Source organism: Aliivibrio sp. 1S128 (genome assembly GCF_001691065.1).
Classification (GTDB): Bacteria; Pseudomonadota; Gammaproteobacteria; order Enterobacterales; family Vibrionaceae; genus Aliivibrio.
The window spans coordinates 127023-141875 of the sequence record NZ_MAJV01000091.1; the positions used below are offsets into that span (position 1 = coordinate 127023).

17 protein-coding genes are annotated in these 14853 nt (G+C 39.7%); 14 read left to right on the forward strand and 3 right to left on the reverse strand.

Annotated features, from left to right (window positions below; translation table 11 throughout):
- The first annotated feature begins 53 nt into the window (after positions 1 to 53).
- The 14 genes from yceD (at position 54) to ptsG (ending at position 12392) form a co-directional block, all read left to right on the forward strand.
- Entirely contained in the window at positions 54 to 575 is a 522-nt protein-coding gene (gene yceD / locus A6E03_RS10800) for a 23S rRNA accumulation protein YceD (RefSeq protein ID WP_065593699.1), read from the forward strand.
- A 16-nt stretch (positions 576 to 591) separates the two neighbouring features.
- Positions 592 to 762, forward strand: a complete 171-nt coding sequence (gene rpmF / locus A6E03_RS10805) for a 50S ribosomal protein L32 (RefSeq protein ID WP_060991458.1) — start codon at positions 592 to 594, stop codon at positions 760 to 762.
- A 10-nt stretch (positions 763 to 772) separates the two neighbouring features.
- The gene (gene plsX / locus A6E03_RS10810) at positions 773 to 1798 is read left to right on the forward strand and encodes a phosphate acyltransferase PlsX (protein WP_065593698.1); all 1026 of its coding nucleotides are present in this window, start codon (positions 773 to 775) and stop codon (positions 1796 to 1798) included.
- A 5-nt stretch (positions 1799 to 1803) separates the two neighbouring features.
- Positions 1804 to 2757, forward strand: coding sequence for a beta-ketoacyl-ACP synthase III (locus A6E03_RS10815; RefSeq protein ID WP_065600845.1), 954 nt, complete (start codon positions 1804 to 1806; stop codon positions 2755 to 2757).
- A 63-nt stretch (positions 2758 to 2820) separates the two neighbouring features.
- The gene (gene fabD / locus A6E03_RS10820; RefSeq protein WP_065593696.1) at positions 2821 to 3744 is read left to right on the forward strand and encodes an ACP S-malonyltransferase; all 924 of its coding nucleotides are present in this window, start codon (positions 2821 to 2823) and stop codon (positions 3742 to 3744) included.
- 19 nt (positions 3745 to 3763) lie between these two features.
- Positions 3764 to 4498 (forward strand): 3-oxoacyl-ACP reductase FabG, encoded by a 735-nt coding sequence (fabG, locus tag A6E03_RS10825; RefSeq protein ID WP_065594239.1) that lies wholly within the window; start codon positions 3764 to 3766, stop codon positions 4496 to 4498.
- Between the two features lie 168 nt (positions 4499 to 4666).
- Entirely contained in the window at positions 4667 to 4900 is a 234-nt protein-coding gene (acpP, locus tag A6E03_RS10830; RefSeq protein ID WP_017022099.1) for an acyl carrier protein, read from the forward strand.
- Between the two features lie 92 nt (positions 4901 to 4992).
- Positions 4993 to 6234 carry a beta-ketoacyl-ACP synthase II gene (gene fabF / locus A6E03_RS10835; RefSeq protein WP_065600846.1) on the forward strand — a complete coding sequence of 414 codons (1242 nt, stop codon included), beginning with the start codon at positions 4993 to 4995 and terminating at the stop codon, positions 6232 to 6234.
- Positions 6235 to 6332: 98 nt separating this feature from the next.
- On the forward strand, positions 6333 to 7139 hold the full coding sequence (gene pabC, locus A6E03_RS10840) for an aminodeoxychorismate lyase (RefSeq protein ID WP_065600847.1): 807 nt from the start codon (positions 6333 to 6335) through the stop codon (positions 7137 to 7139).
- Positions 7133 to 8143, forward strand: a complete 1011-nt coding sequence (gene mltG / locus A6E03_RS10845) for an endolytic transglycosylase MltG (RefSeq protein WP_065600848.1) — start codon at positions 7133 to 7135, stop codon at positions 8141 to 8143. Before pabC ends, mltG begins: the two co-directional genes overlap by 7 nt.
- 1 nt (position 8144) lies before the next feature.
- Positions 8145 to 8777, forward strand: a complete 633-nt coding sequence (gene tmk, locus A6E03_RS10850) for a dTMP kinase (protein WP_065593693.1) — start codon at positions 8145 to 8147, stop codon at positions 8775 to 8777.
- Positions 8767 to 9738, forward strand: coding sequence for a DNA polymerase III subunit delta' (gene holB, locus A6E03_RS10855; protein ID WP_065600849.1), 972 nt, complete (start codon positions 8767 to 8769; stop codon positions 9736 to 9738). The genes tmk and holB overlap by 11 nt, the downstream gene beginning before the upstream one ends.
- Position 9739: 1 nt before the next feature.
- Positions 9740 to 10510: a TatD family hydrolase gene (locus tag A6E03_RS10860; protein WP_065593691.1), complete on the forward strand. Its 771-nt coding sequence runs from the start codon at positions 9740 to 9742 to the stop codon at positions 10508 to 10510.
- A gap of 451 nt (positions 10511 to 10961) precedes the next feature.
- Positions 10962 to 12392, forward strand: coding sequence for a PTS glucose transporter subunit IIBC (gene ptsG / locus A6E03_RS10865; RefSeq protein ID WP_065600850.1), 1431 nt, complete (start codon positions 10962 to 10964; stop codon positions 12390 to 12392).
- A gap of 76 nt (positions 12393 to 12468) precedes the next feature.
- On the opposite strand, the gene A6E03_RS10870 is transcribed toward ptsG, so the two are convergent.
- From A6E03_RS10870 to A6E03_RS10875, 3 genes are all read right to left on the reverse strand, one after another.
- Positions 12469 to 13113: a glutathione S-transferase gene (locus A6E03_RS10870; RefSeq protein ID WP_065600851.1), complete on the reverse strand. Its 645-nt coding sequence runs from the start codon at positions 13111 to 13113 to the stop codon at positions 12469 to 12471.
- A 95-nt stretch (positions 13114 to 13208) separates the two neighbouring features.
- The gene (locus A6E03_RS20075; protein WP_099047736.1) at positions 13209 to 13304 is read right to left on the reverse strand and encodes a MetS family NSS transporter small subunit; all 96 of its coding nucleotides are present in this window, start codon (positions 13302 to 13304) and stop codon (positions 13209 to 13211) included.
- Position 13305: 1 nt separating this feature from the next.
- Positions 13306 to 14772 carry a sodium-dependent transporter gene (locus tag A6E03_RS10875; RefSeq protein WP_065593688.1) on the reverse strand — a complete coding sequence of 489 codons (1467 nt, stop codon included), beginning with the start codon at positions 14770 to 14772 and terminating at the stop codon, positions 13306 to 13308.
- Positions 14773 to 14853: the final 81 nt, after the last annotated feature.

The window sequence follows — 14853 nt, forward strand, 5'->3', positions numbered from 1 at the left end:
TTTTGCCATTTTTCTTTGACTCGAAGGCTTTAGAAAGATAAGATGCGCGCCCTATGCAAAAGGTAAAATTACCACGAACAGTTGATGCAATCCAAAACGCTCAACGAAGATTAGACTACGATGGAATCATCCAATCTGATATTTTAAAGCGTTTGGCTGAATCTACTGTAGATGTGAAAAGTGATGCTGAAGTCACGATGTCGTTTAAAGTTGACGAACAACGATTAGCCGTTATCTCTGGTAAAGCTAACGTCGATGTATTGTTGGAATGTCAACGCTGTAATGAAAATTTTGAACATCACCTAAATGTATCATTTAAGTGTACGCCTTTTTTAAGCGAAGAGAAGGCAGCTCTAGTTCCTGAGGAATATGAGTTTGTAGATTTAAATGAAGTAGGTGAAGTTGATCTCGTTGAGTTGGTAACTGATGAGTTCATTCTAGCGTTGCCGCAAGTCGCTATGCATGACATTAAAGATTGTCAGGTCAAATCTAACAATTTGGTATTTGGTGAAATTCCTGAAGAGGAAGAGAAACCGAATCCGTTTGATGTTTTAAAATCTTTAAAACAACAGTAATTGAGGAGTAGGGTCCATGGCCGTACAAAAGAGCAAGAAATCACGTTCAATGCGTGGCATGCGTCGTTCACACGATGCACTAACTACAAGTGCATTATCTGTAGACGCAACTAGTGGCGAAACTCACCTTCGTCACAACGTTACAGCTGACGGTTACTACCGTGGCCGCAAGGTAATCAACAAGTAAGGTTGACGCTTTGCAGCAGCTAACCATTGCAATTGATGCGATGGGTGGGGACTTCGGTCCCCAAGTTACAGTGCCTGCCATCGTGCAGGCATTGTCGCAATTCCCAGAGCTAAAAATTATTGTTGTTGGAGATCGTCATGCGATTTCTACACAGCTAACACATCTAAATTATATCCCCAATCAACGATTCTCTATTGCTCATAGCGACAGCGTTATAGGCAATAACACAGTACCTTCAAAAGCATTACGACACAGTCGTGGTAGCTCAATGAGAATGGCCATTGATTTAGTTGCTAGTAAAGAAGCTGACGCGTGTATTAGCGCAGGCAATACTGGTGCATTAATGGGACTCTCCCGTTTTACATTAAAACTTCTTCCGGGTGTTGAACGCCCTGCATTAATTAGTCCTTTACCTACTAAAAACAATCAACGTACTTGGATGCTTGATCTTGGCGCGAATGTATCATGCGATGCTGAAACCTTATTCCAATTTGCAGTAATGGGCTCTGAATTAGCTGAGCAGTCATTAGGGCGTAAAGCCAAAGTGGCATTGTTGAATATTGGCGAAGAAGAAATTAAAGGCAACGATCAAATAAAACGATGCGCAGAAATGCTACACCAGTGCAAAGATATTGAGTTTATCGGTTATATTGAAGGTGATAAACTTTATCAAGGCAATGCTGATGTAGTAGTGTGTGATGGTTTTGTTGGTAATGTATGCTTAAAAACCAGTGAAGGTGTTGCACATTTATTTTTAGATCAACTAAAATCACATCTGGTTACATCAAAATTCAAACAAATTTTAGCGAAATGGCTCTTCGGTGATGTCATTTCTAGCTTAAAAGAGCTGAACCCCGACCAGTATAATGGCGCAAGTCTGATAGGATTGCGTGGCATTGTTGTTAAGAGTCATGGAAGTGCAGATATATTTGCCTTTAACAATGCCATCAAGGAAGCGGTTCATGAGGTCAAGCGACAAATACCTAACCGTATTAGTGATCGCTTGGAGGCAGTTTTACTCGAGAGGCATTATTAGTCTTCATGTATAGCAAAATTTTAGGTACTGGTAGCTATTTACCAGCACAAATTCGCTCAAATGCGGATTTAGAAAAAATGGTCGATACTAGTGATGAGTGGATCTTAGCTCGTACAGGTATTAGTGAACGCCGCATTGCTGGTGAAAATGAGTCTGTGGCCACTATGGGTCACCTTGCTTCCGTTAATGCAATTGAAATGGCTGGTATAGATAAGAATGATATTGATCTGATTATCTTAGCAACAAGTACGCAAACGTACTCGTTTCCATCAGCTGCATGTGAAGTTCAAGGGTTATTAGGTATACAAGGGTGTCCTGCGTTTGATTTATCAGCGGCTTGTTCAGGTTTTGTTTATGCATTGAGTGTTGCCGATCAACACATCAAAACAGGCATGGCAAAAAATGTATTGGTTATTGGTTCTGATGCCATTTCTCATACTTGTGATCCTACTGATCGTTCTACTGTTATTTTATTTGGTGATGGAGCTGGCGCAGTAGTTATTGGCCAAAGCGAAGAGCCTGGGATTATCTCGACTCACTTGCATGCTGATGGCAAATTTGGTGAATTACTTTCTTTACCTGTTCCTTCGCGTAAAAACGAAGAAGCAGATAAATGGTTGTACATGGCGGGTAATGAAGTCTTTAAAGTTGCCGTGACTCAGTTATCGAATTTGGTGAAAGAAACACTTCATAAAAACCAAATGGATAAGTCAGAGCTAGATTGGCTAGTCCCACATCAAGCGAATTTACGAATTATTAAAGCAACGGCAAAAAAACTGTCGATGTCGATGGATCAAGTTGTTGTGACTCTAGATCGTCACGGTAATACTTCAGCTGCTACAGTGCCTACAGCATTGGATGAAGCGGTACGTGATGGTCGAATTCAACGTGGCCAAACCTTATTGCTTGAAGCATTTGGTGGTGGTTTTACATGGGGTTCGGCACTCGTTAAGTTTTAGTTAGAAATAGGCCATTTCTTTGGCCTAGTTTCTTTATGCGCTTATTTAAAGGAAATAATGTACATGAGCAATTTTGCTATCGTTTTCCCAGGTCAGGGCTCTCAAGCCGTTGGCATGCTTGCTGAATTAGGTGAGAAACACGACGTTATAACGCAAACTTTTGCAGAAGCATCAGAAGCGCTAGGTTATGACTTATGGTCACTGGTTCAAAATGGTCCGGCGGAAGATTTAAACCAAACGTTTCGTACTCAGCCAGCATTATTAGCAACCTCAGTTGCATTATGGCGTGTATGGCAAGAGCAAGGTTTAGCACAACCAACCGTTTTAGCTGGACACAGCCTTGGTGAGTACTCAGCGCTTGTATGTGCAGGTGTTATTGACTTTAAAGAAGCAATTAAATTGGTTGAGCTACGTGGCCAATTAATGCAAGAAGCAGTTCCAGCTGGTGTTGGTGCTATGTTCGCTATTATCGGTTTAGATAATGATTCTATCGCTAAAGCGTGTGAAGCAGCAGCACAAGGCGAAGTTGTTTCTCCTGTAAACTTCAATTCTCCAGGCCAAGTTGTTATCGCTGGTAATAAAGATGCGGTTGAGCGTGCTGGTGTATTATGTAAAGAAGCGGGTGCAAAACGTGCGCTTCCTTTACCAGTATCGGTTCCATCTCATTGTGCATTAATGAAACCTGCGGCTGATAAATTAGCGATTGCGTTAGAAAGCATTGAATTTTCAGCACCCGCATTGCCTGTTATTAATAACGTTGATGTTATTGCTGAAACTGATCCTGCAAAAATTAAAGACGCACTTGTTCGTCAATTATACTGCCCAGTACGTTGGACTGAAGTTGTTGAAATGATGGCTGAACAAGGTGTTGAAACATTATATGAAGTTGGTCCAGGTAAGGTTCTTACTGGTTTAACTAAACGAATCGTTAAATCACTTAGCGCAGCAGCGGTAAATGATGCTGCTTCTCTTGAAGCTGCTAAGTAATTAAAGGGAATAGTAAATGATGAATTTAGAAGGCAAAATTGCCTTAGTTACTGGCGCTAGCCGTGGTATTGGTCGTGCGATTGCTGAGCAATTAGTGTCTCGCGGTGCAACCGTTATTGGTACCGCAACTTCTGAAAATGGTGCGGCGGCAATTGGTGAATATTTAGGTGAGAACGGTAAAGGTCTTGCATTAAATGTAACTGATGCAGAATCTATTGCAGCGGTACTTAAAACTATTAATGATGAGTTTGGTGCGATTGATATTTTAGTTAATAACGCAGGTATTACTCGTGATAACTTACTTATGCGCATGAAAGATGATGAATGGATGGATATCTTAGATACTAACCTAACGTCTATTTTCCGTTTATCTAAAGCGGTTCTTCGTGGCATGATGAAAAAACGTAATGGCCGTATTATTAACGTAGGTTCTGTTGTTGGTACAATGGGCAATGCGGGTCAAACAAACTATGCAGCAGCAAAAGCTGGTGTCATTGGTTTTACTAAATCAATGGCACGTGAAGTCGCTTCTCGTGGTATTACCGTGAATACTGTTGCTCCAGGTTTTATCGAAACTGATATGACAAAAGCCTTGAATGATGAGCAACGAGCTGCAACACTATCATCTGTACCTGCGGGTCGTTTAGGTGACCCTAAAGAAATCGCTGCTGCGGTTGTCTTTTTAGCGTCTCCAGAAGCCGCTTATATCACGGGCGAAACTTTGCACGTGAATGGCGGCATGTACATGGTTTAATTTAGAAAGTTGGCTTGAGAGTGACTTAAGTCAATTTTGGGTTAAAATTGCACTAAAAATCACGAATTTCGTGGTTTGACCAGCAATCTTGGCCTTGCAACTTTCTTATTAATGAATAAAATACAGCAAGTATCGCAAATCAGCGAAATCTGTAATTAGGAAAATAAAATGAGCAATCTTGAAGAACGCGTAAAGAAAATCATCATTGAGCAACTAGGTGTTGATGAAGCTGAAGTTAAAAACGAATCATCATTTGTTGACGACCTAGGCGCAGATTCACTAGATACAGTTGAACTAGTTATGGCTCTAGAAGAAGAGTTTGACACTGAGATTCCAGATGAAGAAGCTGAGAAAATCACTACTGTTCAAGCTGCTATCGACTACGTAACTAGCGCACAGTAAGAAATACCCTCCAGGCGGTCACTCTTGACCGCCTGAGTTTTTTTATACGCTACAATCCCTATCTAATTCAATTAATTCCGGAGAAATATATCGTGTCCAAACGTCGTGTAGTAGTTACAGGCATGGGTATGCTAACACCGGTGGGTAACACTGTTGAAGCAGCCTGGAAAGCGCTGTTAGCAGGCCAAAGTGGTATCGTTAATATCGAGCACTTTGATACCACTGAGTTTACGACTCGTTTTGCAGGTCTCGTTAAAGACTTTAATGCTGAAGAGTACATGTCTAAGAAAGACGCTCGTAAAATGGATTTATTCATCCAATACGGTGTGGCTGCTGGCATTCAGGCATTAGATGACTCGGGTTTTAAAGTTACTGAAGAAAATGCACACCGCATTGGTGCTGCTATTGGTTCAGGTATTGGTGGTCTTGGTTTAATTGAAGCCGGTCACAAAGCCTTTACTGCAAAAGGTCCTCGTAAGATCAGTCCGTTTTTCGTGCCTTCAACTATCGTAAATATGATTTCTGGTCATATGTCGATCATGCGCGGTCTACGTGGTCCTAATATCGCAATTTCAACAGCTTGTACGACAGGTCTTCATAATATTGGTCATGCTGCACGTATGATCGCTTATGGTGATGCTGACGCAATGCTAGCGGGTGGTGCTGAAAAAGCATCAACAGAGCTAGGTATGGGCGGTTTCGGTGCAGCTAAAGCACTGTCTACAAATAATGAGAATCCACAAGCGGCTTCACGCCCATGGGATAAGAACCGTGATGGTTTTGTTCTCGGTGATGGCGCAGGCATGATGGTTCTTGAAGAATATGAACACGCCAAAGCGCGTGGTGCTAAAATCTACGCTGAATTAGTGGGTTTTGGTATGAGCGGCGATGCTTACCATATGACTTCTCCTACTCCAGATGGTTCTGGTGGTGCGTTAGCGATGGAAGCAGCAATGCGTGATGCAAATGTAACGGGTGAACAAATCGGTTATGTTAACGCGCATGGTACATCAACACCTGCGGGTGATGTTGCTGAAATTAAAGGCATCAAACGTGCTTTAGGTGAAGAAGGCTCTAAGAAAGTATTAGTGTCATCAACAAAATCAATGACAGGTCACCTATTGGGTGCTGCGGGTTCTGTTGAAGCGATTATTACGGTTATGTCTTTGATTGATCAAATAGCGCCACCAACGATTAATCTTGATGATCCTGAAGAAGGTTTAGAAATCGATCTTGTTCCGCATACTGCTCGTAAAGTTGAGATGGAATACGCTATTTGTAATTCATTTGGCTTTGGTGGTACAAACGGTACATTAATCTTTAAGAAAATGTAATAACTTGTTTGTGAGGCTTAATTAGTTTCACTCAGTTAGTTATACTAGAAAGCGGCTTGATATTATATCAAGCCGCTTTTTTCTGTTTGGAGTACGGTATGTATTGGGTTAACGGGGTAGTTACGGATTCATTACCACTCACTGATCGTAGTATTCAATATGGTGATGGTTCTTTTACGACCATGAAAGTTGAGCGGGGAGAAGTGCGGTTATGGGACTTGCACTTAGCTCGTTTGAAAGATGCGTCAAAACGGTTAGACATTGAGATTGAAGATTGGCACCTTCTTGAAGCGCAAATTGAATCTTGCGCTCATGAGCTTAAGAATGGTGGTATTAAGATACTGATCAGTCGAGGTAGTGGTGGACGAGGTTATTCTCCTGAGGGCTGCCATGATACACAAATTATCGTGTCGACATTTTCTTATCCAACGTATTATCAGAGTTGGAAAGAAGGCGGTATTAGTTTGATGCTTTGCGAAACCCAGTTAGGACTGTCACCATTACTTGCAGGTATGAAGCATACAAATAGATTAGAACAAGTTTTGATTAAGAAAGAAATCGCAAAAACAACGTATCTTGATGGCGTGGTTCTTGATCTTAATAGCAAAGTTATAGAGACTTCAATAGGCAATATTTTTTGGGTGGAGAATGATAATATTTACACCCCTAATTTATCAAACTCTGGTGTTGAAGGTGTGATGAAAGCACACATTAATGCATTGGCAAATTCACATGGACTCACGTTGATCGAAACATCAATTAATGTAGATGAACTATGTATGGCCGATGAAGTTTTTATTAGTAATTCATTATTTGAAATAGTGCCAATTAACGCAATTGGCAATACGACTTTTGACAGTCATAAGTTGTCACATTGGTTTCAGGAGAAATTGTACTCGTGCTAAAGAAATTTTTATTCCTTATTTTAATTATCATCATTGGATCTGTAGGTTTCGGATTTTGGAGCTATCAGCAAGCAATTAAATTTACAGAGCAACCAGTTTTATTAGAAAAAGCCCAACTAATTGAAGTGAAACCAGGGACAAGCTACCGTAAGTTGATTCGTGAATTTGAAGAGAATAAATGGGTATCGAATACTAAATGGGCTCGTTTTACTCATAAAATATCACCAGAATTGACTGAAATTAAAGCGGGTACCTATTGGGTTGAACCTAATCAATCTTTAGCGGCGGTATTAACTCAATTAAAAACAGGTAAAGAGCATCAATTTTCAATTACCTTTGTTGAAGGTAGCCGTTTTTCTGAGTGGCAACAACAATTAGAAAAAGCACCTTATCTAAAGCATGAATTAAGTGAACTTTCTGAAAACGAAATTGCAAAAAAACTAGGAATTGATCGCTCAAACTTAGAAGGGTTATTCTTAGCTGAAACGTACCACTATACGGCAGGAATGAGCGACTTTGATATATTGGAACGCTCTCATGATGCCTTAGTGTCAGTATTAGACGCAGAGTGGGAAACTAAATCAGCAAACTTACCTTTAAAATCATCTTATGAAGCGTTGATCTTAGCCTCTATTATTGAAAAAGAAACCGCGATTGATTCGGAAAGAGAGCGTGTTTCTTCGGTGTTTGTTAATCGTCTAAAACGCGGTATGCGTTTACAAACAGACCCTACTGTAATTTATGGTATGGGTGATAATTACGATGGCAATATTCGTAAAAAAGACTTACGTACACCAACTGCTTATAATACGTACACAATAAATGGATTGCCGCCAACACCGATAGCAATGGCGGGACCTGCATCGATAAAAGCAGCTCTTCATCCAGAAACGAGTCGCTATCTTTATTTTGTTGCAGATGGTACTGGCGGTCATAAATTCACTAAATCACTAGTTGAGCATAACAAAGCAGTTAGAGCTTACCTAAGAACCTTAAGAAATTAATATGTCTAAATTTATTGTAATTGAAGGCCTAGAAGGCGCAGGTAAAAGCACGGCAATTAAAAATGTATTAGCGACTCTCGCTAAACATGGCATTGATAATCCTGTGACGACAAGGGAGCCTGGCGGGACGCCATTAGCTGAAAAAATGCGTGAGTTAGTTAAACAAGGTCATCCTGATGAACCATTAACGGATATGGCCGAGTTATTACTATTGTATGCAGCACGAGCTCAGTTAGTTGGTAATGTGATTAAGCCAGCATTAGCGAGAGGTGAGTGGGTTGTTGGTGATCGACATGACCTCTCTTCACAAGCCTATCAAGGTGGTGGACGTGGTTTTGATCGTGATTTAATGGCAACAATGCGAAATACCGTTCTTGGTGATTTCAAACCAGACTTCACTATCTATATGGACATTGATCCTAAATTAGGCCTTCAACGCGCATCAGCTCGTGGAGAGTTGGATCGAATTGAGCAGATGAAACTGGATTTTTTTGAACGCAGTCGTGAACGTTACTTAGAGTTCGCCAATAGTGATGAGACGATTATAACTATTGATGCAGGCCAAGATCTAGAGACAGTAACTCAATCCATTGTTAACGCATTAGAAACGTGGTTAGTGGCTAATGGTAACTAAACTGTATCCTTGGCAGAAAAATGTTTGGCAACAATGGCAACAATTGATTGTTAACGATAGGCTGCCACACGCCATTCTATGTGCAATGCCCGATGGAACGGGGCGAGATGCTCTGGTTCAATATTTGTCTAATACCTTATTATGTTTAACACAAGGCATTGAGCCTTGTGGTTTTTGTCATAGCTGTGATTTAGTTGAATCAGGTAATCATCCTGATTTACACTGGATTCGACCTGAAATTGAAGGGAAATCTATTTCAGTTGACCAGATCAGACAATGCAACTCATGGGCATTAGAGTCATCACAGTTCAATGCTAAGCGTATGATCGTGATTGAACCTGCCGAAAAAATGACAGAATCGGCGGCTAATGCGCTATTAAAGACATTAGAAGCGCCACCTAAAAACTGTCAGTTTGTATTATTGGCAGAGTCTCCACATCATTTACTACCCACTATTCGAAGCCGTTGCCAAGTCTGGTATCAACCAGAAATTAGTGGTGAAGTGATAGAGCAATGGTTAGGTGAGACAGAAAAGCTAAAAGTTAGTAAGCAATCTATTACTTTGAATGGGTACTTACCGTTAGCGGTCAAAAGTTTTTATCAAGATAAAAAACAATCGGCTCATCAATTATTATTATCTTCTTTTGATAACTGTGTTAAGTCTTCTTTTTGTTATACATCAGATGTGGTTAAAAGTTTGATTAAGCTAGAAGACGAAGGCTTGTGTTGGTTAAGCTATTTATTGTCGGATATCCACAAGCGACAATTAGGAATAATGACCACATGGGTGCATTGCGATGAAAAAGAGACTATTGAACGATTAGCAGTCAGTATCTCTGTTGATACCGTTTATAAGCAATATTTGAGCTTAAATACCTTACGACAGCAAATCAATGTCCATTCAGGATTAAATAAAGAATTACTATTAACTCAATGGCTATTTGAGTTTATTGGAGAATAATGTGCTAATTGATTCACACTGCCATTTAGACAAGTTAAATTACAATGACTTGCATACAAATGTTGCGGATGTACTTAAAAAGGCAAAGTTACGTGGGGTAGAGCAGTTTTTGACTGTTGGCGTTACGCTTGATGCTTTTCCAAATATGATGGATCTTATTAAAGATCACCCAGAGGTTCATGCTTCTTGTGGTATTCATCCATTAGATGTTGATTCGGATTTTGATTTGTCTATTTTTCGTCAATATGCTGCACATGAACGTGTTATTGCGATTGGTGAAACTGGATTAGATTATTTTTATCAACCAGAAAGCGCACCCCGTCAACGTGAATTATTTGAGCAACAAGTGGCCGTTGCCGTTGACTATAATAAGCCACTTATTATACATACACGACAAGCTCGAGAAGATACTTTAGCGATTCTAAAAAATGGTCAAGCAGCTAAATGTGGTGGTGTTATCCATTGCTTTACTGAGGATTGGGAGTTTGCAGAAGCTGCAATAGATCTGGGTTTTTACATTTCTATCTCAGGAATTGTAACGTTTAATAAAGCTGCTGAATTGAAAGATGTCGTTCGTCGTTTACCATTAGAGCGCCTTTTAATAGAAACGGATTCTCCTTATTTAGCCCCTGTTCCTTTTCGAGGCAAAGAAAATCAACCTGCTTATGTGAGAGAAGTTGCTGAGTATATAGGTTTATTAAAAGGAAAATCGTTTGATGAAGTGGCTAAAATTACGACAGATAATTTCAAAAATCTTTTTTTGAACAAATAATTTTAGTTAGATTGAAAATTAAACAAAAAGAGAGGTTTTAGCCTCTCTTTTTTTTATTAATTGATTTTAAGCATGTTTATACTTGAATGTTAAGCGGCAAACGATTGCATTTGTGGTTTATTTGACCTATCTATTTTTGTTGCTAAAAATAACATTTCATCCTTTTGTTTTAATTAAGAATTTCTTTTAAAATCAATCCCTTACTTGTGACTTGTGTTTTTCTTACCACTTTTTCTACGCCTTGCTTTTGTGATCGCTGCAGGGTTTTAAAACATTAAATGAAAACATGCTAGAAAGTGTTTTTACATAGGTCTATATTTAGCGACAGTTTGATTAGATACATAATTACTTACAAAGTTACTGATTACACTAAGGCAAGGGGGATATTGCCGTAATGAGTCAGTAAGTATTGACTGTGTCCAATTGTATTTATAAATATTAGGAGCAAAACATGTTTAAACACCTTTTTGCCAATCTACAGAAAGTTGGTAAGGCACTTATGTTGCCTGTATCAGTACTTCCTGTAGCTGGTATTCTTTTAGGAGTTGGCGCAGCCAACTTTAGTTTCCTTCCAGAAGTTGTTTCTCATTTAATGGAACAAGCTGGTGGTTCAGTATTCGGTCAAATGGCTCTGCTATTTGCTGTAGGTACTGCACTTGGTTTTACAAACAATGATGGTGTTGCTGGTCTAGCAGCGGTTGTTGGTTACGGCATCATGGTTGCTACACTTAAAGTGATGGCAACAGTAATGGGTGTTGATGGTATCGAGACTGGTGTTCTTGGTGGTATCCTTGCTGGTGGTGTTGCTGGTTGGGCTTTCAACAAGTTCTACCGTATTCAACTTCCAGAATACTTAGGCTTCTTCGCTGGTAAGCGTGCAGTGCCAATCGTTACTGGTTTTGTATCTATCGCTCTAGGTTTAGTTCTTTCTGTAATTTGGCCTCCAATCGGTGGCGCAATTGCGGCATTCTCTGATTGGGCTGCAAACCAAAACCCAGTAATGGCATTTGGTATTTACGGTGTTGTTGAACGTTCTCTTATTCCTTTTGGTCTTCACCATATCTGGAACGTACCATTCTTCTACGAAGCGGGTTCTTGTGTGAACAGCGCTGGTGAGCAAGTAAATGGTATTATGACTTGTTTCCTTACTGCTGATGACGCATCTCGCGCTGCAGGTAATGGTTTCGGTCAACTTGCTGGTGGTTACTTATTCAAAATGTTCGGTCTTCCTGCTGCTGCAATCGCCATTGCACATTCAGCAAAACCTGAAAACCGCGCTAAAGTAATGGGTATCATGGCATCTGCTGCGTTAACTTCATTCCTTACTGGTATCACAGAACCGATTGAATTCGCATTCCTATTTGTTGCTCCAGTTCTTTATGCTATCCACGCAGTACTTGCTGGTGTTGCATACATGCTAACTAACGCATTAGGTATTGTTCACGGTCACACATTCTCGAATGGTTTCATTGACTTTGTAGTTCAATCTCCACGTGCAGAGAACCTGCTTCTTCTTGTTGGTCTTGGTATTGTTTATGCGGTTGTTTACTACATCGTATTCCGCTTTGTAATTAAAGCGATGAACCTTAAGACTCCAGGTCGTGAAGATGAAGACGATAATGCAGGTCCGGTTGTAACTGGTTCTGAATTAGCGGGTGAACTAGTTGCTGCATTTGGTGGTAAAGAGAACATCACAAACCTTGATGCTTGTATTACTCGCCTACGTGTTTCTGTAGCAAGTGTTGAAGCGGTTAATCAAGACAAACTGAAACAACTTGGCGCTGCTGGTGTTGTTGTTGCAGGTTCTGGTGTTCAAGCTATCTTCGGTACTAAGTCTGATAACTTGAAAACAGATATGAATGAGTGGATTACTCATAACTAATTATCGATTATATCGATGAAAAAAAGGAGACTTTCGAGTCTCCTTTTTTGTTTTCTAGAGTTGGGTAATAGATCTGTTAATTGGTTATATTGGTATTATTTTCAGGAAACGAAACTTCTTGATTCGATTCTAGCCAGGTAGGGTATTTCTTCATAATTGAAAGGAATAGTTCTGAATCAATGAAATTTGTAAGCCAATCACGTACGCGTTGATATTTACTTTGGTTAAACCAATGAATGTCCACAAACGCAAACTGGCGAATAAAAGGAAGAATGGCTAAATCAGCAAAACTGAATTCATCACTAAATAGCCTATTTGAATTAATTAACTGTTGTTCTAATTTCTCTAAAAATATCTCACCTTGCTCACGGTAGTAAATTTCTGAATGTTCAGGGTAGCGATCAGCGTATTTGTATTTATCTAACCATCCTTTAAATGCGTCATCATTTTCTTTTATTAATAAATGCATGGAACTCGTTGCTGAACTTAACAGTTGAGAGCCTTCTAAAGCCCATTTCATGATATCTAAGCTTTCATCTATAACATGTCCATCTTTTTCAATTAAGACAGGGACAGTGCCTTTAGGGGACGCCTGTAGCATTGCTTCGGGTTTATGTTTCAATATAATTTCACGAAGTTGTACCGATTTATTTGAAAGAACAAGACTAAGGCGTGCTCGCATAGCATAAGGGCATCGACGAAATGAGTAGAGAATGGTCATTTTTACCTTCTAAATTAATTTAAAATGTAACGGCGAAAAACAAAAAGCAGATCCGAAGATCTGCTTTAAGACTAACATTTTCTAGAAAGTAGTTTCTAGTTACTGTTCATTGCTTTACGGATACAGAAGGCTGCGCCTCCCCAAGTGATCCCTAAGCCAAGAACCATCATAATGATTGCACCAGTTGTCATATTAAGCCTCCTTGCTTGATTTATTAATTACGATACCAACCACTAACATCGCGGCAATAAGACCCCAACCAAGTAGCAGTAAATCAGATTGAGCGTATCCGCCGTAGCCATCAGTTAAGGTGTTAACAATATTTGTACCCAATATAACGACTAGGAATACCGGACTTACGAAACGTAAGCAGATTTCAAACCATTTGCCGACAGTAAATTCAGATATCTTATTTACGTGTGAGCGAATGTCTGCAAGTTTCACTAACCAACCCATGATAAACAGTTCAATTAGACAGCTAGCAAGTAGAGCAATGTTATTAATGAAGTAGTCCACTAAATCAAGCAGCAATAGACCGCCATTGGTTGCGAACGCCATTGAAACCACTAAACCAACACTACAAACAACAGACGCTGCTTTTTTACGTGACCAATTTAACTTATCAATGAAGGCTGAGGTTACCGCTTCAATAATTGAAATGTGAGAACTTAATCCCGCAACAACTAAAGCAAAGAAAAATAAAGGGCCAAGAATATAAGGGGCTGGTAGTAAGTTAATTGCCGCCGGAATAGTAACAAAAGCAAGGCCAACACCAGCGCTCACGACTTCAGTTAATGGCTTACTTTGTTCATGTGCCATGTTACCTAAGATAGAAAAGATAAGAATACCAGCGATAATTGAGAAACCACAGTTAATCAGTACCGTCATAAAGGCATTATTATTTATGTCTGATTTTTCAGGCAGGTAGCTTGAGTAAGCTAGCATGATTGCGAAACCCACACTTAACGTAAAGAAGATTTGCCCATAAGCAGCAGACCATACTTTTGGATCTGTGATTTTGCTAAAATCTGGTTGGAATAGGTAGTTAAGGCCGTCTAATGCGCCAGGTAAGAAAATCATTCGACCAATAAGAGCGATAACCATGATGAATAGTAAAGGCATCATTATTTTACTTGCACGTTCGATACCACGTTTCACGCCACCAAAAATAGCGGCAAAAGTAATAGCCCAAGCAATAACCATTGGAATTGCGATATGCCATTGAATACTACCTAGTTTTGTTGGTGAGTTGTCACCCAACTTTAGATATTCGCTAAAGAAATACGCGTTAGTATCCTGGCCCCAACTTTGAGAAAAAGACATACTGAAGTAAGAGATAGCCCAACCAATAACGGCAACGTAATAGACTGCAATCACTGCGGCGATTAATACTTGAAACCAACCAAGCCATTCGTATTTTTGATTTAGTTTCGCAAATGTTCGTGGCGCAGAGCCTCTGAACTTATGACCCATGCCAAATTCCATGATCATAAATGGAATACCAGCAGTTAACATTGCGAAAAGATAAGGAATGAAAAAGGCACCGCCACCATTTTCATACGCCATGTATGGAAAGCGCCATATATTACCTAGACCGATAGCAGATCCTACTGCTGCAAGAATAAATCCCGCACGAGATCCCCATTGTTCACGCTTCATAAAATACTCCTTTAAAAAACTTTTCCCTGAGAATTGAAGTTTGTTTAGTATCATTCTCTATTTAAATTGAAATTAATTTGC